This window comes from Bacteroides sp. Marseille-P3684, assembly GCF_900291465.1.
GTDB lineage: Bacteria > Bacteroidota > Bacteroidia > Bacteroidales > Bacteroidaceae > Phocaeicola_A.
Window position 1 is genome coordinate 2242766 of sequence record NZ_LT985808.1, and the last position, 20361, is coordinate 2263126.

General features: G+C 43.8%; 21 protein-coding genes and 2 pseudogenes. 3 read left to right on the forward strand and 20 right to left on the reverse strand.

Going from position 1 to position 20361, the window contains the following annotated elements; all coding sequences use genetic code 11:
• Nucleotides 1–4: 4 nt before the first annotated feature.
• The 5 genes and pseudogenes from C8275_RS08730 to C8275_RS08750 all read right to left on the reverse strand — a co-directional run.
• A complete protein-coding gene (locus tag C8275_RS08730; RefSeq protein WP_106484843.1) occupies nucleotides 5–1381 on the reverse strand; it encodes a DUF3987 domain-containing protein in 1377 nt (458 codons plus the stop codon).
• An 11-nt stretch (nucleotides 1382–1392) separates the two neighbouring features.
• A complete protein-coding gene (locus tag C8275_RS08735; RefSeq protein ID WP_106484844.1) occupies nucleotides 1393–1758 on the reverse strand; it encodes a helix-turn-helix domain-containing protein in 366 nt (121 codons plus the stop codon).
• 28 nt (nucleotides 1759–1786) lie between these two features.
• On the reverse strand, nucleotides 1787–2530 hold the full coding sequence (locus C8275_RS08740; RefSeq protein WP_157948221.1) for a mobilization protein: 744 nt from the start codon (nucleotides 2528–2530) through the stop codon (nucleotides 1787–1789).
• Nucleotides 2531–2796: 266 nt separating this feature from the next.
• Nucleotides 2797–3162, reverse strand: a complete 366-nt coding sequence (locus C8275_RS14845; RefSeq protein ID WP_106484846.1) for a lipofamily protein — start codon at nucleotides 3160–3162, stop codon at nucleotides 2797–2799.
• An 11-nt stretch (nucleotides 3163–3173) separates the two neighbouring features.
• Nucleotides 3174–3864, reverse strand: a pseudogene (locus tag C8275_RS08750) (tyrosine-type recombinase/integrase); the annotation flags it as partial.
• Between the two features lie 110 nt (nucleotides 3865–3974).
• On the opposite strand from C8275_RS08750, the gene C8275_RS08755 reads away from it, so the two are divergent.
• Nucleotides 3975–5525, forward strand: a complete 1551-nt coding sequence (locus C8275_RS08755) for an IS1634 family transposase (RefSeq protein ID WP_106484847.1) — start codon at nucleotides 3975–3977, stop codon at nucleotides 5523–5525.
• Nucleotides 5526–5602: 77 nt separating this feature from the next.
• On the opposite strand, the gene C8275_RS08760 is transcribed toward C8275_RS08755, so the two are convergent.
• The 15 genes and pseudogenes from C8275_RS08760 to C8275_RS08830 form a co-directional block, all read right to left on the reverse strand.
• Nucleotides 5603–6823 carry an ISL3 family transposase gene (locus C8275_RS08760; protein ID WP_106484848.1) on the reverse strand — a complete coding sequence of 407 codons (1221 nt, stop codon included), beginning with the start codon at nucleotides 6821–6823 and terminating at the stop codon, nucleotides 5603–5605.
• A gap of 92 nt (nucleotides 6824–6915) precedes the next feature.
• Nucleotides 6916–7341, reverse strand: a pseudogene (locus tag C8275_RS08765) (phage integrase SAM-like domain-containing protein); the annotation flags it as partial.
• Between the two features lie 96 nt (nucleotides 7342–7437).
• The gene (locus C8275_RS08770) at nucleotides 7438–8343 is read right to left on the reverse strand and encodes a helix-turn-helix domain-containing protein (protein ID WP_106484849.1); all 906 of its coding nucleotides are present in this window, start codon (nucleotides 8341–8343) and stop codon (nucleotides 7438–7440) included.
• A gap of 301 nt (nucleotides 8344–8644) precedes the next feature.
• Nucleotides 8645–8836, reverse strand: coding sequence for a hypothetical protein (locus C8275_RS08775; RefSeq protein ID WP_106484850.1), 192 nt, complete (start codon nucleotides 8834–8836; stop codon nucleotides 8645–8647).
• A gap of 155 nt (nucleotides 8837–8991) precedes the next feature.
• Complete coding sequence (locus C8275_RS08780) at nucleotides 8992–9753, reverse strand: metallophosphoesterase (RefSeq protein WP_106484851.1); 762 nt, start codon at nucleotides 9751–9753, stop codon at nucleotides 8992–8994.
• Nucleotides 9750–10535, reverse strand: a complete 786-nt coding sequence (locus C8275_RS08785) for a hypothetical protein (protein WP_106484852.1) — start codon at nucleotides 10533–10535, stop codon at nucleotides 9750–9752. Before C8275_RS08785 ends, C8275_RS08780 begins: the two co-directional genes overlap by 4 nt.
• Nucleotides 10523–11494, reverse strand: coding sequence for a hypothetical protein (locus tag C8275_RS08790; RefSeq protein WP_106484853.1), 972 nt, complete (start codon nucleotides 11492–11494; stop codon nucleotides 10523–10525). Before C8275_RS08790 ends, C8275_RS08785 begins: the two co-directional genes overlap by 13 nt.
• 600 nt (nucleotides 11495–12094) lie before the next feature.
• On the reverse strand, nucleotides 12095–12313 hold the full coding sequence (locus tag C8275_RS08795; protein ID WP_103916196.1) for a hypothetical protein: 219 nt from the start codon (nucleotides 12311–12313) through the stop codon (nucleotides 12095–12097).
• 29 nt (nucleotides 12314–12342) lie between these two features.
• On the reverse strand, nucleotides 12343–12645 hold the full coding sequence (locus tag C8275_RS08800) for a hypothetical protein (RefSeq protein WP_157948223.1): 303 nt from the start codon (nucleotides 12643–12645) through the stop codon (nucleotides 12343–12345).
• A gap of 57 nt (nucleotides 12646–12702) precedes the next feature.
• A complete protein-coding gene (locus C8275_RS08805; RefSeq protein ID WP_106484855.1) occupies nucleotides 12703–13248 on the reverse strand; it encodes a hypothetical protein in 546 nt (181 codons plus the stop codon).
• Nucleotides 13249–13274: 26 nt separating this feature from the next.
• Nucleotides 13275–13661: a hypothetical protein gene (locus tag C8275_RS08810; RefSeq protein WP_106484856.1), complete on the reverse strand. Its 387-nt coding sequence runs from the start codon at nucleotides 13659–13661 to the stop codon at nucleotides 13275–13277.
• Between the two features lie 978 nt (nucleotides 13662–14639).
• Nucleotides 14640–15203, reverse strand: coding sequence for a hypothetical protein (locus C8275_RS08815; RefSeq protein ID WP_094422160.1), 564 nt, complete (start codon nucleotides 15201–15203; stop codon nucleotides 14640–14642).
• Nucleotides 15204–15248: 45 nt separating this feature from the next.
• The gene (locus tag C8275_RS08820) at nucleotides 15249–15470 is read right to left on the reverse strand and encodes a hypothetical protein (protein ID WP_022149283.1); all 222 of its coding nucleotides are present in this window, start codon (nucleotides 15468–15470) and stop codon (nucleotides 15249–15251) included.
• A 194-nt stretch (nucleotides 15471–15664) separates the two neighbouring features.
• Nucleotides 15665–16087 (reverse strand): single-stranded DNA-binding protein, encoded by a 423-nt coding sequence (locus tag C8275_RS08825; protein ID WP_106484858.1) that lies wholly within the window; start codon nucleotides 16085–16087, stop codon nucleotides 15665–15667.
• A 96-nt stretch (nucleotides 16088–16183) separates the two neighbouring features.
• Entirely contained in the window at nucleotides 16184–16567 is a 384-nt protein-coding gene (locus C8275_RS08830) for a single-stranded DNA-binding protein (protein ID WP_106484859.1), read from the reverse strand.
• A 771-nt stretch (nucleotides 16568–17338) separates the two neighbouring features.
• Here C8275_RS08830 and C8275_RS08835 point away from each other — a divergent pair.
• Complete coding sequence (locus C8275_RS08835; protein ID WP_106484860.1) at nucleotides 17339–17572, forward strand: helix-turn-helix transcriptional regulator; 234 nt, start codon at nucleotides 17339–17341, stop codon at nucleotides 17570–17572.
• 69 nt (nucleotides 17573–17641) lie between these two features.
• Nucleotides 17642–20350 (forward strand): hypothetical protein, encoded by a 2709-nt coding sequence (locus tag C8275_RS08840; protein ID WP_157948225.1) that lies wholly within the window; start codon nucleotides 17642–17644, stop codon nucleotides 20348–20350.
• Nucleotides 20351–20361: the final 11 nt, after the last annotated feature.

The following is a 20361-nucleotide window of genomic DNA, read 5'->3' on the forward strand; positions in this document are numbered from 1 at the left end:
AACGTCACGGGTTAATCTTTGAGTATTCTCCATGTTTCTCTTTGCGGAACAGGATACCGATGTTGTCGTTCAGAAACCGTTGTAGTGTACGTTCCTTCATCCCATTCTGCTCTGCAATCTGTGTCGCCTGTGCCGTGGTGAACGTAGAGGGCAGCAAGCTGACAATGGTTTGCTGTTGGCTATTCAATGTCACCTCGCTGATGATGTGTTGCACACTCAGAGCGGATGCTTTGAAATATGTCGTCAGCCGGATGGCACGTTCTACGGTCAGCAAGTCAATGTGTTCTTTACCGCATTCTCCACAAGTCCACAGTGCCAGTTGGATTATCAGACAGAAGCGGATGATATAGATTTCCAACTTGCAATAAATGCTCACAATAGTGTCATTCCCTTTCGTGTCGCACAGCTCTGAGAATTGGTGCTGCCAATCATAAAGCCGTTGACGGGCTTCTTCCGTGAAATGCAGGACATACGGTTCGATTTCACCATGCTCATTGTAATTGCATTCCATGTGGATGAGTTTCTCAATGATGTCGTTCCATTCTTTTTCAATATCGGCTGGCAGTTCTTTGTCATTCCAACGTGCTTTCTGTTGCAGATTGGGCATGACAAACAAGATACGGTCGATGAAACCGTTGCTTGAACGTTCTCCTTTGGCCAACTCATGGAGAATCTTTTTTTGAATTGTACCAATGACTGAGATATACGGTCGTTTGATGAATATCGAACTTTTCGCACTCTTCCGGTCGGAAATAGTTGTCTTGGCACTGAAAACCGAAAGCCAGAACTGTTCTTCCGAACCATTATTGTAGCGGTTAAAGTTCTTGAACCAAGCGGAAAGTTCATCAGCCCACAGACACAATCCGCGTTTGTTCTGTGCATGAATGAAACTTAATCCTTCGGGTGTGACATCAGACACAAGGAAGCGTTTTCGGATGGGTTCCATTGGAAACTGTTCTCCTCCGTTTTCCACACGTTCTTTCCGACTTAAAGCCATCTGCCGCTCGTATTCCGCATAAGCCTTTTCGTATTCCTGATTTTGGCAGTAGTCGAAATCAAGAAAAGGCTTCATGGCAAAGCTGAGCGGATGGCTCTTATTGGCTCCCGGTCTTCCAATCAATGCCATATATAGGATAGGACTTTCCTGCCATCCCTGCTTGATTTGCACGAGATGTGTATTGCCAATGCCGACAGCAATGGCGGTCAAAATAGAGGCGGCGATATAGTCCGTCGGATAGCTATGGCATTCGTGTACCTCGCTAATGATGCGCTGAATCTTTTTCGGGAAGATGCTTACTGGAAATTCCGTACCTTCCAACCTTGTACTCATATCAATTGCCTTATCAATGAGAGCTAACGGGTTGATTGATTTATTTCCCATACAATGAAAGTTTAGAAGTTTATACGAGATTTGGGCTTATGGCGTACTCCGTTTTGCATGGCAGCAAGCATCTCTTTATAGCTTTGGGCAGATGTTTCCTTTCTGCCGTTTTCAATCCATGTCAATAGCTCATCTTCGTAGAAATAGAGCTTCTTTCCTTTCTTGTAAGCAGGCAGAATGCCTTTCTGCACCAGCCTGTACACCGTGGCTTTCGCTTTACGGATGATACGGCAAGCATCCTCGATTTCAACCAAGGTGCGTTTGTCCGATGGGGGAGGCTGAAGTTCCGACACCATCTTTTTCAGTTCGATGACCTGTTCGGTCAGATAACCTACCGCTTCGGGCAGCTTATCAAAAGTGAGAGTTTCATTCTTCATATATTGTATATTTAGTTGGTTTATCTTATCAGGCAGTCTGTTTCAGGGAAGTATCAATCTTGATGGTACATTTCCCGTCTAACCGCAACTTGCTCTTTAGTGTGAATATTTCATTTTCTTTCAAGGCTTCCGCAAACACCCGCTTGATGAAGGTGGCAATCTGGATTCCCGTTTTGGAAAACTGATAGCCGATGTTCCATCCGAAGTGCATCAAGTCTATGGTTCGGATAGCGGAATCCACCTTAATCGATTGGGGAATCTTTGGCACATCTTTGTCTGCTTGGAACAGGCAGATGTATTTGCAAAGCAGATCCAAATCATCCTCTTTCATATAGGGAGCGAACGATTCACGGGTATAGGTCAGAACTGTGGCAAGTTTCTCTTGCTCGATACGTTCTTTGTCTTTCATTACCGATTGCCGGATCTGCTCATAGTCCGGGCTTGGTGGCGGGTTTGCATCTGTTTCTTCGACAGCGACTTCTTTTTCTATAGATTCTTCATCGCTCTTTGATATGCTTATGGCTCTTTCTCTATAGCATGAGAATTTCAAGAAGAACTTTTCAAAGTATGGAGATAGCATTTTCCTGAACAATGTTTGCAAGTTGATGTATATGGCGGTCAGCACCAGAATACAAACCATAAAAGCCACATAGCCATTAAAAGCGTCAAGTCCATGATGGAGCACCATTTGCCTTGCAATCGCACCAATGATTACATTTGCGCTGAATACCAATAATGTCAACGTCTGTTTTTCCAATCCTTCTGTCTTCATATCTATCAATTTTAATTGTTTGCCTGCAAAAGTATATTGGTATAGACGAGTTCCAATCACTTCGCTCTGTCGTGGCAGCATTTGGCGTCGTTAACTAGGACATAAGCTGCCACGAAGATGATTGCTCGGCTAATCCATACGCAAAAGTCTGAATTTGCAAAAAGAAGAATTGCATAGTAGGTACCGAGTAGGCAATGATTTTTTTGAAGAGGGCATAAAAAAGCCCGAAATGGCTTGACCAAATCGGGCTTTATAGGGTTCTCGTATCAACAAGAGCATTCTTCCTTTCCGGGTAAGTGGATGAGGATCGGTGTTTGAGTACGGTAGGGAGTGGATGCTTTCCGTATCAACCATCTACGGAAGAAGGTGGAATGACCCGTGTCAAAATGGAAAGACAGGGCAATGACCATCTCCAAGTTATATACATCTGCGTGATTCCCGTTCTCTAAACAAATATATCGGTGTACTTGAGATGCTACAAGAACTTCCTTTTTCAAAATCCGTTTGATGGTATGATTGATGGATACTGGTGTGACATAGAATAGGTCTGCTATCTCCCAAGAAGTCATCCATATCTCATCATTAGGGATTATGATGGAATAGCCGTTGTTAGATATGATTCCTCGTTTCATAAGTCTTGTCTTTATTTGAGTGATATTTTATTGGCTGTTTCCCGCTTCTTTGTATTTATCAAATCGGCATAGATTTGAGTTGTGGACACATTTTTGTGAGTGAGCATTTTGGAAACGGTGTAAATGTCTGTACCTAAAGAAATTTGAATTACGGCATAGGAGTGCCGAAAGCAATGAAAGCTGATGTGCTTCTGGATTCCGGCTTGCTTGATCCATTTCTTTAGGGGATGTTGTGTCATGCTTCGTTGCAATCCTTTGAATACTTTTCCCGTACCGGGTGTGCCGCACAGTTCGTATGCTTCATTACTGATAGGGAGTGTCGCTTCCGTCTGTGTCTTTTGTGTGCGGATGCGGAGACAATATCCTTGGTCGGGAGCAATTTCAAAATCTTCCCATTGCAATTTCAGGATGTCACTGATGCGTAAGCCTGTTAGACAGGCGAAAAGAGAAGCTGCTTTGAGCACAGGTATGTCGCAGGGAGTTGCGGCAAGTTGTTTTGACTTCTTTCAATGTGAGGTATTCCTTTTTTACATCCTCCGGTTCAATCTTATCCAAGAAATCGTTGATGTTCTCGCGTAGCCACTTATCACGGTAAGCGATTTTCAATAATCCTCGGAATGTCGAATAATAACCGGAAGCTGAATTAAGTGAAATCGGACGGTCGGTGTGTTTGAGTTGCTTGGCATTTAGCAAATATTCCTGACTTTGACAGCTTGATATTTGAACAATTGTAACATTTTTAAAATCAGCCGTTCCAGAAAATCTTCATGGTGACGCGGGTGACGCAAACCTAAAATGAGTACCTTTATGGCATGTTTGTACGCAAGAAAAAGAACCGTAGCGGCACTGTGAGCGTGGTTATCGCAGACAAGAGCAGTGGCAAGTTCAAGGAGCTTAAGACAATTGGAGTATCGTCTGCCCCCGACGAGATTGTTCGCCTTGAGGTCAAAGCGCGTCAATGGATAGACGAATATTCCGGTCAGATGACACTTGACTTTGACGAGAGTGCTCAGGCGCTCCAAGAAGCGAGAAATACCATTGCGCGCATCGAGAGGACGCTCCAGAACACGCCACAAGTTATCCTCGGCCACATATACGACAGAATTGGCTTTGGAGTAATCGGGGACAGCATTTTGCGTCATCTCGTCATCGCAAGGGTCTGTCATCCGCAGAGCAAGGTTGCCACAGCGTCGTATCTGAAGTCCTACTTCGACGAAGACGTTCGGTTACATAACATCTACCGCTATATGGACAAGCTGTATAATACGCAGCGCGAGAAGGTCCAGCGGATAAGCGTAGAGCACACGATGAGGATTCTCGGCGGACGGATTGGGGTCGTTTTCTACGATGTGACCACACTTTACTTCGAGTCCGCACCACAGCCGGACGATGTTCTTCGTCAGGCAGGCTTCTCAAAGGACGGCAAGATGGCAGAATCGCAGATAGTCCTCGGACTGCTGGTGAGCGAGGACGGCTACCCGATGTCCTACTCTATCTTCAACGGCAGCCAGTACGAGGGGCGCACAATGATTCCCGTAATCGATGACTTTGTCCAGCGCTTCAAGCTGACAGACTTCATCGTTGTGGCCGACTCGGGCCTTATGAACACAAAGAATGTGGAGCTGCTGGAATCCGCCGGCTACCGGTATATTATCGGGGCGAGAATCCGAAACGAGTCTCCAAAGATTAAAGACTGGATTCTTGCAATTGACAGGACGGACGGGAACATTATTGAATGTTGCAAGAATGATTGCCAGAGGCTGGTTGTGAGCTATTCAGATGCACGGGCAAAGAAAAACGCATGGAACCGCAACAAAGGCGTCGATAGACTCCGCAAGGCCTATGCGAAAGGTACTCTGACCAAGGACAACGTCAATAAGCGAGGCTACAACAAATTTCTCGATATCAGCAAGGACATAACCGTAAGTATCAATGAGGAAAAGATAGCAGAAGACAGTCTTTGGGATGGACTGAAGGGGTATATAACGAATACGACCCTGTCCGGGAAAGAGGTCATATCACAATACCATGGCCTTTGGATGGTTGAGAGGGCTTTCCGTATTGGCAAAGGGACGCTCGAGATGCGTCCAATGTTCCATTTTACGGAGAAACGTATCGAGGCCCATAATTGCATCTGCTTTGTAGCCTACAAGGTGTATAAGGAACTTGAACGGGTCATCAGAGAAGTCGGCATGAAGATGAGCGTTGACAAGGTTCTTGAAATCGCCAAGACAATAACGACGCTCAGAATAAGGCTGCCCAACGGCTCGGTATATACTGAGACTTTATTCACAACACCACAGCAGGAGACCATCAAACCATTGTTGGAGGCATTAGATCAAGACAAAAATAAAGCAGGGTGACGCATTGTCAAAGTCAGGAAGTGAAATCGGACGGTCGGTGTGTTTGAGTTGCTTGGCATTTAGCAAATATTCTCGGTTCATCCGACATTTCGCGTGATGCGGCAATCATGCAGTGCATATAGCCTCAATTCAAAGTATTGTTCATCCCTAAATCCATATGCCGTTCTCTTCATGACCTTTATCTTGTTGTTGATGCCTTCTACCTTTCCGGTTGATATATGGCAGTCATACCATGCGAGTATGCCTGTCCTGTGTGCCGTTACCGTAGTTGCCATCTTCACCAATTGCGGCACTTTGCTCTCCCGGGCTTGCTTTACCCAATCCGTCATGCCCCTTTCGGCATCGTCCTTATTGACCTGCATCCAGATTTCCCTGAGCTGTTCTTTCAGGTAGTATGCCTGCGACAGGGGCTTGTTCATATCCAGCGCGTTGTCAAGCCGTGTCTTATACTCCTTGTCGAAGATATCCGCCCCATTACTCAGTAACAGGTATCGCGTACCTTTCAACACCTTGCGTTTGTTGATGTCTTTTTCCATGTGGTATTGCACCCTACGTATTTCATCCAGTTTCTCGTTCATAAGCTTTACCACATGGAAATGGTCAAACACGTGCACCGCATTCGGGCAATTCTCATATACAGAGGAGATGAAGGCGGCGGAGAGATCTGTTGCAATATACTTGATGCCAACGCCTTTTCTTCTGATCCGTTTCCAAAAGCCATCCAGGGCGTCTGCTCCTTTGCCGTTACCGACATAGAGAATACGGTCACTCTTTAGGTCAACCACGATTGTCTTGTACACATGTCCTTTCCTGACCGCAAATTCATCTATGCCAATGCTGTCCACTCCTTCAAGGGAGGGAGGCGCGTAATGGTATTCAAGATGACGCGTATGGATATCCTTGACGGTATCCCAGGATACGCCCAGGAGATTGGCTGCGTCTTTCAAGGTCATGCTCCTTAACAGGTCGACTACATATTTTGCGAAACGATGGGTGTAACCGCAACTACCCGTGGCAAAGGGTATGCTCTCCTGACGGTCATAATCACAATCCTGATTCTTGCACTTATAGCGTTGGACTTTCATGCGGATTATCACCTTTTTGCCGCCTATCGGGAGTCCTATAAAGTCACGAACTCGAAAACCGTTCTTGACCAATTGGCGATGCCCGCACTTAGGACATTCTTTCTTCCGCTCTTTTGCTTCAATATGTAAGATAATTGTATTACCTTTGTATTCCTCACGAGTGCATTTGTGGTTATATAACCCCCAAGCATGATATAGAAAACTGCTGTTCATTACTGTACATTTGTTTGTGCTTATTCAAATATACAATTTGTTCAGCGGTTTTTCTTCTTTAATAAACTATCACGCGAAATGTCGGATGAACCATATTCTCTGAAACGCTTGCATAAATCCACATTTACTTCACCGAAAGAACATTTACCCTTGACGAAGTTGTAAAAGTGCTGGTACACGAAAGTCCATTTCTCATCTTTGGTGCGGCACATCTTCTTGAAATAGGCAAGGAAGTCAGCCTTCTGCTTGGTCTTATCCAAGAAGCCGAACTCTTCGTTGATGAGGGATTGGACACGGATGCATCGGATGGCCTCCGCTTTGTTCAGCATCTCATTGTTGAATGCTCTTTCCATTTCATTTTTAGGATGAGCATAAATGTAGATGCCGAGATATTCCCTGCGGCTCATCTGCATTGTTTCGGGGTTGCGCACTGCCGGATAATAATCCAGATACAAAGAAAAACGGTCATTGCGAATCGCTCTTTGGCGAACGGTCACTTTTGTACAGGTGTGATTCATAACTGATGATATTTAGAGTTTTACATTTGTTTTGGACACAAAGAAATCGGGTGATAGAATGGCGAACAACATCACCGGAGGATAACCAGAAAATAGTCATTCAATCTTTGGAGGGGCAAGAAGTTTGTCCAATTCAGCCCGGTTGATGAAGGTGTATTTCCCTTTCTTGACCTTAGCAATGTGGTGCCATTTCACATAATGGTAAAGCTGGTCGCGCGTGAGGTGGAACTTCTCCATCGCTTCCGCTACGGTATAATACAGGGTTTCTTCCGGTTGGGATATTCCTTTGGCTATATCCACGTGCTTCTTCGAATAGTACACCATGATACCCTCCTTCTTTTTCGGGATGGCGTTCTTTGAGGCGAAATTGTAGATGGCGGACATGGTCATGCCGAATTTGTCCTGCATATCCTGTGTGCTATACCATTCGGTGATGTCAGGGTTCGGAGCTTTCTTTGCAAAGTAAGCGTCTATATGTTTCTTGCTCCAATAGGTCTTGCCGCGGTTGAAGGTTCGTGGAATGTTATGCTTCTTGGCGATAACGAATATCCACGATTCATTGACATGGTATTTCTCTTTGACTTCGGCGGTGGTGTAGAAGTCGGTGATGGGAGACTTCTCTTTTGTCGGAGTATGGAACTCTATTGGAGTATGGAACAACTTATCAATATCCTCTTTCTTCAAAAGGTATTTGAAACCTAATCGAATGGCGTTTAATTCACCTCTTTTGATGTAACCGTAAACTGTTGGCCGGGTTACTCCAAGGTAAATAGCTGTTTCGGTGATAGTGAGGAAAGGCTTGTCTTTAATTCTTTCAATAGGCTTCTCCTCAATCTTCTTCTCCACGATTTGATTGTTGGTCTTAATTGCTTCATCACGCTTCCTCTTTTTATAGAGTGCGTTGGCACATTGTTTGGAACAACATGCGGTAGTCGTTTTCTGTGCGATAAACTCCTTACCGCACCATGCACAAATTCTTTTGATTTTCAAGTTACTGCTCATTTTATTTCGTCTTTATTTCTCCATTATTCTTGTAAATTCCCGTAAAACCGCGTAAAATGGCGTAAAGTTTCTCCATTACCTATCTACACGTTTTTCAAAGTCAAACAAGCGAGTAACAAATGTGGTACAAAAATGAGCCGAAAAAGGCTTATCAACGTCCTCTAACGCTGACAAGAGAAAAACAAAAGGCGCTCAAAATGAACGCCTTATTGGTCAATGATGATAGATGCTAATCGTTGGTAATCGCTACCTATTTACCGATGCAGGAAATAAACATCGCTGATTATCAGATAGTTAGGTGTTAAACGGTAGAAAAGTGAGAAAACTGCTCAAAATAATTTTCAAAAATCGCATTTTTAATGTAATTAACATTTGTTAAGATGGTAAAAGCCCCAGGTTGACTCAAAATCGGCAAAAACATAGAGTTTAAGCTGCTTTTAAAAGGATGTGCCCCCTTTCTTAAACTATAGGATAAGTTCTTTTGTTCTTTCATTCGGTTGAATGTTTCGTTAAATGTTGATATTTTATGCTCAATATATTGTGGCGAAAAAAGTAAGCGTTTTACACCCTTTGACTTGTCCACCTGGATGAATCGAGCAGATATTTCAGAGAACTGAGTGAACATATCATGGAGAATTTCATGGGTTGTTATGCTTCGATATATTTACCTGGCTCGAATGATTCATGCTCCCCATGAAATACATACCCCAACTGATTGGACACACATTTGGTATTGCCTATCTCGACATCCACGTTGTAGTGGGAGTGGCCATATATCCAGTAATCGATGCCGCTATCCTTGATGTAGTCTTCCAGTTCAACCGTGAAAGCTCCGTTAGCTTGGCTTTCGGCAAACTTGGGGCATTGCATCTGGAAGGATGGGACATGATGGGTTACGACAATTTTTCTTCTGGCCTTGCTGCTTGATACGCCGTTCTTCAGGAAAGCCAGGCACTTTTCATGTTCGCGGTTGAAATCAGCAAAGGTGAGAATATCGCCATTGAAGATGATACGCCGGAAGTCGCTTACCACTTGTTCCGTATAATATGCCTCCTTCAGGGGAATCCTGGCCCACAATGTGGTTATGATGAAGTCAATGTCACCTATATGTACTACGGCATTATAATAGCTGTGAACATTAGGACGTATTTCAAGGCAATAGCCATCGTTCAGCTTTGCGATGTCGTAGAACTTGTAGAACTCATGGTTGCCCATACAGGCTATTACCTGCTGGTAGTTCTCCGATGCCCAGTCCCAGAAGGGATGTTTGGTATAGTTGTCATCCCCCAAGTAGCCGATGTCGCCAGCCAGAACGAGAATGTCCCCTGTCACTTGCAGGGGATTCTCCTTCAGGTATCGCCAGTTGTCGGCAAACTCCAGATGGAGGTCAGATGCATACTGTATCTTCATGACTGTTCTATGGCAAATAATCCATCTAATTGTTCAAGCAGAGCCTCGATGAACGAAGGATCCTGGTCAAGAGCCTTTGCAAGAGGCTCTGAGAGGGCATCCCAATCATTTCTGATTGAGGCGACAAATTCTTTTATGCAAGTGACGATTGGCTCTGGAGCCGTAATCTGACTGTCTTCCATGATGACCACGTTCTTCAGCACGTCAGAACGATGCTTCTTTATGTCCTTGCTGTTGACATGCTTGCCATTAGCCTTGTCCTGCAAAAGATTGAGGTAGGCACGTGACTTCAGGGCGATGAGGGCTGCTGAGTCAGCATGGCGAAGCCCGTTGGTCAGTTTGCTGTGGTCGATGGTGAAGTGATAGAAATCATCATCCATGATGATTGCACTCAGGCTTGACGTTTCCTCGTCCACAGGCAACGGCTCAATGGTCAGACCCTTCGGTTCGCCGAGAATGTCTGGATGCCGTGACAGCAGTTCAATCATTTCGGGATAGTCAGGCTTGCCATTGACAAAGCGGTATAGCTCGTACTTAGGAACTTCCCCTTCAGACTGCTTGCGCTTTTCTGGGCGATAACCGCCTTCACGCACGAACTGCCAGAAGTGTTCGGCAAAGTCTGCGGTCATCTTTTCGACAATGACAATCATATCAATGTCGTGGGTTGCACGAGGACGTACTGCCGTCCCGGTCATAGCGATGTCACAAGCCGTGCCACCGATGATAACGTAGTTCTCTGAGTAAGCTTCAAATGCTTCGCGGAATTTCTCTAATCCTTCCATTCTATATCATTAATTAAACGTTCAACTTCGCCTTCCACTCGTGGGTCTGCATCCTCACGGAGTGAAACGGCCAATGATAGCCTGTCCACCCATTCGGCTTCAGTACCAATCTTGGTGACAGGCGGGTATTTCCATGCCTCAATGATGATGTTGCCGTCGAACTCATTAGGACGTACCAAGGTTCCAGAACTCCTGAATTCACGGAGCTGTTTGACAGTCATCATGATGATCCTTTCCGGGTCAGGGTTGAGCCATGTATAATGTGCCAGGGCATTGATGCCACATGCAGGGTAGTGTTCATCTGAAAGCAGGTCATCACAGAAGATGCGTTCTTCAACAGGATTGGTGAGGACGGATTGAGCCTGTTCCCACAGATCCTTCCCCGTCTTATCGAAGTGTATGACTTTCCGCTTGGAACCATCGGCTACCTTCTTGCACAGTCCCAGGTCTTCAAGGCAAGTAATGCCAAGCGTAATGCTTGCATATGAATAAGGCATTTTGTCTTCTATGTCTCGTGCTGCAAGTCCTTCGATACTTTCTATCTGTAAATGGTAGAGCAGCAGGTATTGGGCTACTGGTGTCAGAGCCTTTGCCTGTTTTGTCTTGCGAATACGCTCATTAGCCAGAAGCATAGGCAGATGAACATATTTGTCGGATGCGATGAAATAAACATCCTTGTCGATAAGCCTTTGCCGTTCATAGGCCGGACATGTTGGCAGTAAGAATACCGTGGGACGTTGTAACAGCGAAGTAAGATTGCTGGCTGTGACAGACAGACTGCGTGGTGAAGCAACCTTACCTTTGGGTTCTGCGAAAAGTAGGGACATTCCATGGAACTCGCCATCGTAGAACTTGTATGCAAGAGAGTCCCCGATGGTGACACCTTTCATCTGCGCTTTGCTTCGTTCTTGCAGCTGTAAGGGTCTTCCTAATATGACAATATCTTTCGTTTTAACCATTCTGCTTCATTTTAATATACCATTAAAACGATGCAAAAGTATTAAAATAATCTGATATGACCAAAGGTTTTTCCATTTATTTTGCTTTGTGCATCAAAAATCGGATGTTTTATGTTTTGAATGACTCTATAATCGCAACTTTTTCCTGTTTAGACCTCCGCCTCGTCCTCTACAACCTTGCCGAAATCACCGGCAAAGGACAAAGAACCCCACACAAAACCTAAACAACATCTTTTCTTTCAAAATTGCGTAAAAGGATGTATCGATGAGTAGCGGCGTTGAATAACAGTAAGTTACGATGATACAAGTCAATAATAGCATGTAGCGATGATGTAGCAATATGTAGCAAAGTGTAGCTATAGCTATTAAATGTAAATGGTGAATCCATGGTGATTTGATGGTGGAATGTATGGTGAAACGAATCACCATGCTTCCACCATAGGCGTTAATGTTAAAATTAAGGCCGATTTGTTAAATTTGACTTGGCAGAAATCGTTTTGTTTTTTGCCAAGGGTAAAACTCGAAACTTGTTTGAGGTGGGTTGTCCTGGCAAATGTAAGCAGCCCTTCGAGTCATTTGCGATGCTCGAAGGGCTTTGGTTTATGCAGACTTCTTTCCAATCAGTCTGTTAAACTCGCTGGCATAGAATACCCCAAGAAGGTATTGCTCCAGCTGCTCTAGGGGCAGATAGTCGGTGCATCTTGTCCCGAACTCTCCTGGCTTCTCTACCACATATACGGCATACCTTGCCCCACAACGGGCATCGGCTGCACGGAGGATGGCTTTAGGGTTTATCTGAGTGACCCATTGCTCAATCATTGTTTTTCTCTGCTTGTTGGTCATATCGCCTAATATTTAGTTAGATACCATTCATTGATATTCCAGACCTCAATATCATAGTTGGTTTCATAGCCTTGCGTCTGGTTGGCAAACTCCAGTTCCTTGCGGAGCCTGCGCTTTGCCTCGGCTTCTAACACACGCTTTGAGGTCTTTTCAATCTCGTCCTCGTCAAAGAACTCATCCAGCTCTATGCGGTGGTTCTTCACGATGGCATTCACGGCAGCCCATTTGCTGGTGAACACACCTGCACATTCCCGATGGTTTGTGCTGTGCCATGCGTCAGTCTCGTAAACAACAAATATCTGTCTCATATTGCTTGTGTATTATTGGGAATAGGCAGCTCCCTTGCCACCTATTCCCGAAGTCGTTTAATCTCCAATCTCCGAAGTGATGAAGTCCATGTGTCCGGCAAAGATGTCATCTGCCTCAATCTCATGCTCATTTCCCCGGTCGTTCTTCTCGTCACCTATGATGGTGAGACCTCCATCCTTGTTCGCTCTGACGGAAAGGATTACCACGTCACAAGGCTCGTCATAGTCATAGGCTGCTACGATGGGACATTCACCCTCGAAGTGCCATTCATAGCCATCATCCACCTTCTCGCCATGAAGTTTAAGTGCTGCTGCAAGTTCTTCCTGCTCACGGTGCTTCACCTCCTGCACACTGTCATAGATGGAAAAGTCCTTCAGACGTCCGCTACGTGTGACGTGAACTTCTTCGCCGTTCTCCTTGTCGGTGTCATACTCATGGAACTGCACTGGCACAAAGTCGATGGGTGCTGCCATCCAAGAAATGTTGTTCAACGAATAGCCGTGCTTGGAAAGGAACAATTCTATTTCGTCCTCCAGCATGTGGTCGGCTACGTTCAAAACCTCGATGCGCACGTTGGCGCTGTCCATTACGATAATCTTCATAATCTGATATGTTTAAGGGTTATACATTAGTATTTATCATAGAGCCGTGAGAGGAATGCTTGCAGTTCTGCGTCCTCAATCTCTGCAAGGGTGCAAGGCTTGAAATCCTTGTCCTGCTCAGTCCTCAAAGTGCCAAGTCCGTACTCGCTTGCATCATAGGTGATACTTGCCATTTCGGTTGCAGACTGGTAGCCGTATTCCGTCTCTTGCAGTCCAGTAACGATGCCATAGAGCGTGAAGTCATTGCCTTCCTGCTGTCCTTCCATGATGTACCAGCGGATATTGCCAAGGTAAAACACTGCGATGCAAAGAGCATCCTTCTTATTCGCGTCCTGAGAATACAGGGGATAACTGCTCAGAGCCTCTGTCAGCTCTGGAGTAATCAGTCGGTTGTTGAATTGCGTTGTTGCCATATTGCTTGAAATTTTTATTTCCCTTTTATCAAAGCCTTTCGGCTGTGTAGCGGGAAGATTTTTCTGCTTTCAGAAGTGCGGATAGGGCAAATAAGGCAAGACTGTCGTGAAGAATACTCTTTAAGCAATATTTGCCTAAAGGAAGATTGTTCACGGAACACGCCTTGCAGTTTGCAAAATCCAAGGTAACTTCGCAGAAAAATGATTCCCTAGCTATACAAAGCCGATATGATAAATCGAAAGAAAATGGTAATGGAACTGAACGGCTGAATTGCAGGATGCAAATTTAGTCATACATGAATGACGGTGGGTAGCGGCAACGGTACGGCTGCCAGATGAACGTCAAAGCGAGTGAACAAAGACCATTTCGGAAAGGCCATCAAACTGAGCTGGCGAAGAATGTAGTCAGCCTTGTGGATGCCAGGGAGAAAGGTCTCTGTCCTCTCGCCGTTCATCCGTTCCGCTATCGTGCCATCGGCTCAATAGCAGAACCAGTCCTGCCGTTCCGCTTTCGGGTGGGCGTAGTTCTTTGATACCCTGAGGGCAGAAGCGAAGAATGAGGTCAATGGCATAGTAGGGCAAACAAAAGGCGAATGGACGGGATTCAGATGAAGAGCATGTACTCCAACGGAGATCATCCTCGACTGATGAAGCCTGTCGTTTCGTGTTTGCCCATCCCGAAGAAGGTGTCCTTGGTCAGTGCAGCTGTGCTTCACCGACGTAGGACACTTTCTGAGGGATATGCGCCATGAGAGGAGAATGAATAAGTCCTGCCCAACCAGGCAGGACTCGCTGGCTTCAGCACAGTACAATGGTAGCCCAATCTATGGGTTTCCCTTCCTGCTTCATTTTTTCAATCAGAGCCTTAATTTGATCCTTTTTCTTGTCTGTCACACTATCCATAATCATAAAGAATTGTGGGCAGGTGGTTCTTGCTCTGGCAAGCGACCAGAGGTCGAGCGAGTCTGCCCGTTGCCTTTAGAATTTCTTGTTGACGTATTTCTCAAATTCAATGTCATTGAGTTTGAAGAACTCCTCTGCCGGTACATAGCAGTAGAACTTGTCTTCATCGGGGCTGCCTTCCTCTATATGTGCTTCAAAAACCTCTTCGGTCGTCACCTTGACTTCGGCATTCAGCTCCTTGATGAAGACGTTTCGATACAAGATGTTGCTTCCGTCAATCATCATGCCCAGCAGCGTCGGACCTTCTTCGAGGCACTTCATTTCCTCGAATACCAGTTCCACCAGTTTGCCTTGCTTCTCCCTCTGCAGGGAAGTGTAGATGATGTCACCCTCCATTTCCTTGCTGGAGATATGAACCATCAGACGATGCTCCGCTTTGTCATAGTAGATGCTCTCCACGTCAATAGCCATATCACCGAAATAGAGCGTTCCTATCTCCACCATGTCATAGTGGTTGATGACCTCTTGAATGAACCGCTCCCTGCGGGTGTCAAGAACTTCATCCGTGAGGTTGTTAAGAGCCTCGTGTTTTTCCAAGAGTCTTTTATACTCTTTGTTTTCAGTCTTTTGCTTTGCCATAATGATTAGAATTTATGGGCAGATGGTTAGTCTGCCCGTTACCTTTTACTTTGTCTGGAAGCACACTCTGCCTTTCCTGCGAAGTTGCAGCACAAGGTGATACTCCTTGTTCAAGTCTGCCAGCTTCTGTAGTTTCTGCCGGGTGTCCTCCGTGTTCTCCATCAGAGAAGCGTAAATCAGATTTCCGACTTGTCTTCCCTCGTTAACGTCAAAAGCCTTGAAGCCTTTGCATCCGTCAAACTTTGCATATACGATGTGCCAATCCATATTCACCTTTATTAGTCTACAAATTCAAATTCATCCCTATAGCAGGTTATTTCTGCTCCACTGCCTAATACGATGCAGATGTACTGATAGCCATGATAGTCACCGTCTATGCTATCCAAATCCACGCTGATGTCCCAATATCCACGATAGGGAACAAATAGCCTTGCGTATCTCATTGCATCCTCCTTTCTTCGTTAGAATGGCATGTCCTTCTCGTCAGGTGCTGGAGCGTCCAGCGGTGGCTGGGGTGTGTTCTTCGCCTTAGCTCCTTTCTTGGCAGCCTTCTTCGGGTTGTCGTTCTGCTCCTCTTTCTTCCCTGCATTGACGAAAGCGATGCTGTCCGCATTGATGGAGATTTGTGTGTGGCTCTCGCCTTGGCGGTCTTTCCACTGGGATGTGGAGATAGTTCCCTCCACGAGAATGAGCCTTCCCTTGGTGAGATATTCAGCCAGACGGACATGGTTCTCCCTGCTGCTGCGTACCCTTACCCATGTAGTGATGTTCTGACCTTTGGAGTAATCATCAACGGCTATGTCAACCGCCAAGAACGTTCCGTGCGTTCCTGTGATGACTTGGCAATCCTTGCCGATGCGTCCGATAGTGTGTGTGTAAAGCATAATCTAAAATGTTTGATGGTGAATAATCGAATGAAATCTAACTCTTTTCTTTTCCCTTTATTCAGGAAATCTGCTTTGCAGAGGGAAGAAGAAGACTCACTTGGCCTTCTTCTTTGAAGTTTTCTTCTCCTCCGTAGGAGCTTCTTCCTCCTTGTCGGGAGTCTCATAGAACTTGGTGGCTACCAGCAGCACTCGCTGATGCTTGACACCTTCCTGATCGCTCCATTCCTCTGGCTTGAAGTAACCTTCCACGGTGAGCATTGCACCCTTGGTGAGCTTGTCGAATGATTCGGCGTTCTCGTTCTTACGCCATGCTTCCACGTTGATGAAAGCCGATACGCGGTTGTTTTCCTCGCCGTTCTTCTCGTTACGGCCGATAGCCAGTGAGAAACGTGCTACTGAAGCGGTTGTGAACTGACGGATTTCTGCATCCTTACCTACGAAACCTGTTACTGCGAAATTGTTCTCGATCTTTTTCATTGTTTTGAATTTTTAGAAGTGAAACATTTATTTTTTACGTTGCTATCAGAGTTGGCAAGGGAAGTATGGGAATGCAAGGAATTACCGAATTATTTCACCCTTGGGCCAGAAAAGTTTTTATTGGCTGGGACAGACAGCAAAAAGTTTTTGAAAAAATTCAGGGAATAAGGCACCTGGTACTTGCAGAATACGGCTTGCACTAACTTTGCGACGGAAAAAGTAAGTGTGACTCGCTTCGCCCGGAAAAGTCATCGATGAGGAAGTCGGAATAAGAACAATTCAGTGACAGATACGAAAAGGAGGATGCCCGGCTGTCCAACGCTCAGACAGGGCACGTTATGGCCATCGGACGGAGAAGGACACGGAATGGGCTGCGTATCATTCCGCTATAAGCAGGGAGCATATAGAACGATGAATGTCCATTGGCAGGTAAAGGGGCTGTGACGTGGAATGAAATAAATGAAGGAATGGGAAAGAGATTGAGAATGTAGTAAAAGCAGTCTGTAAGGTATCAGGATGTGGACTACTACAGGGATGGAAAGGAGATTTTTCGAAAAGCAGAAGAAGGTCAAGTGAGCCATCATTCAAGAATGATTAGAAAAAGGGGATAACAGTGAGATACAATTCTTGTCTTTTGTGAAAAGGTGTAATAACTGGTAGTATTTGAAGAAATGAGACTTTTTTTGTTAATCTGATGAAGATTTTTCTGGACATTGATGGTTGTTACGAGATAATTTATTAAATTTGCATCAAAATTTAATTTTATTGTCCATGGAGAATTTAAATAGACTTAAAGCGGTACTCGCAGACGCTGGTCAAACCAACAAGTGGTTAGCAGAGCAGCTGGGCAAAGATCCAGTGACCATTTCCAAGTGGTGTACGAATACTACTCAGCCTGACTTGCAGACTTTATCAAAGATATCTGATTTATTGAATATCGATATTCGAGAACTTTTAGTTAGCAGGAATCAGCCAGTTCAACCTCTAACGAAAGAAATTAAATAGTTTAATAGCATATTTGTTGTTTAATCAATTGTTTCACTCCGTAATAACAGTATATTGTCTTTATATATTATGCTTGATATAATTCAACATAATCCATTCCGACTAATAGGAGTTTTTTCGACCGCTACAAGGAAAGAGATCGTGGCCAACTTGGCGCGTATTAAAGCAAACATACGTGTTGATCGTCAGATTTCTTTCCAAGCAGATTTAGATGGCATATTGCCATCTCCTAAGAGGACTGCTGAAACTATTGCGGAAGCAGAATCAAAATTAGCCCTTCCCAAAGATCTTATACATTACGCACAATTTTGGTTTATTGAAAATACGGAGTTAGATAAAATAGCTATAAACAACCTTTCCGCTGGTTCATATGATAAGGCGATTTCAATATGGGAAAAGAAAGAAAACCTATCTTCTGTTCATAACCGGATTATAACATTCCTCATAAGAGGGAATTATGCTAAGGCATTTGAATTGGCTTTCTTGTTCTATGGCAAATATTCGTTTGAATTTGCCCAACTGATATTAGGAAAAGAAAGTAATATTGTTACGTCAGAAAGCCTTGAACATGGATTCCTTGACGTATTATGCGATGAAATTGGTGCATCAGAAGTTTCTCTTTATATAATCAATAAGGATTGGGGAGAGTATGTCGGAAGTAAAATAGTTAAGCCGTTAATAGATGATATTGATCGCAGTATAACGGTCGCTAAAGAAACGAAGGGGAAAGGAGCGAATATTCGTTTATCCGCCGGTACAAAATTAATGTCTGATACGCTCACTCCACTACGTTCTTTAAAGAGTGAACTGTCTATATCTGATCCGAGGTACCAGATAATCGCAGACAAGCTGGGTTTGGCTATTCTTCAGTGTGGAATCGATTATTATAATGATTCTAATGATGACGACGCTGCATTCAAAGCAATGAAACTTCAGAAATATGCACAGTCAATTGTCGTTGGAAAGATGGCTAAGGATAGGTGTGATGAAAATGTTCGGATTCTTGAAGATATAATTAGCAAATTGCCTCCATTGGAGGTGATGGCTAACCATAGGGCTATTCAATCATCTTTAGCTACTTTTGCAATACAGCCAGATTTGATTAGATGTTCTATTCAGTTGATAAAGAATTGTGTTCCACATCTTGTTCAAATAAAGGAAAAATTAGGTAAAACTCACCAGTATTATATTAAGATATCAACATCCATAGTTAACAATGCTCTTGGCAATGTCATAGCAGAGGTTAATGAAGCTCAAAATGTTGATTTTAACACTTTGAAAAATACGCTTATTTCTGCTTGGCGTGCCCAGTTGTATATGGATAAGTTTGACTTGGATCCAGAATACAAAGAAGGACGTTATAAAGAATGCAGAGAAGCACTTCACGGAATCATTAGCAATTGTAAAGGCTTTGATGATTCTGGGTTGTCTTTTATGTATCAATATGGCTGTGGATGGTGTAATGACTTAGATACTTCTGATGTGGATTTGCGTACAGATGAAGAATATTATCAAACATGTAGCAATCTAACCTCTTATAGATCTTATCTTCAGAGATTCCCTTCAGGGAAATATGTTACACAAGCAAAATCTCGGATTGAGGAATTGCGTTTTAAGCAATGTAAGACTGTAGCAGATTATCAAAAGTTTATTAGCGATTATCCAAACAGTAAATTTATTGCCAAAGCGAAAGAAGAATTAAATAGATTCAAGAAAGAAGAAGAAGAACGAAGAGCAAGAATCGAAAGACAGGAAAGGGCCATAAGTTCTTGTAGTACAACTGATGAGATTGTTTCTCTATATGCTAGGGAGAAAAGTAATAGTATTAATATAGATAAATGTTCATTAAGAGCTTTTGAACTTGCCAAATGCGAAGAAGACTATCGTAAGGTTTTGTCAATCTTTGGCGTTAGAACCTCTGGAGGGAAAAAAGCCAAAACAAGTTTAGATGACATTGAAAAGAAGCGAAAAGAGGCTGCAGAAAGAAGAAGCAAAACTATAAAATGGTCTCTTATAATAGTTATTCCTTTATTAGTACTTCTTGGCGTGTATCTAATTTGGGGATTAAGCGGTTTAAGTTCTACTTGTTATGTCTTTACTTTCATTTTTGGACTTATCGCTTTTGGAGGGATTGGTTCTAAAGAAGGTGAAGGATGTGTAATTGGAATCATTTCCGGGTTAATTGCCCTTGGACTTGGTAGTTTAGGTGGTTATTTAGAAGATCTTTCCAAGGAAGATAAACAACAAAAGACAGAATACGTTTCTTCCTATACAAATGGAAGTACGAATAATTCCTCAGGAAGAGACTATCTTTCTAGTTCAACGACAGACGATACAAATGACGAGTCTTATACAGTTGATAACGATTACGAAACGTACATCAACAACCAATTAAAAACAGGTTCAAAACCTTATAAGGAATATTATCGTTCACGTACAGGTGACAATTATCTGGATTTCAAGACATCTGGAAATGACTATGTTATTATAGTTAAAGATTACGGTTCCTCTGACGTCGTCAACCATATTTATGTAAGGGCAGGAGATACGGGGCGTTTATATCTTCCAAATGGAACGTACAATATTTACTTCTATGGAGGTAAGGGATGGAATCCAGATATGGAAAATGGTAATGTCAAAGGAGGTTTCGTTTCTGGTGGAAACATTCAGAAAGATGGTCCTGTAGAATTATACAATCAATATGGAGAATATACTTTATATCCTGTACAAAATGGCAATCTGCAACTGCAAGGAGCATCAAAAGGTGAAGCATTTTAAAAAATATATAT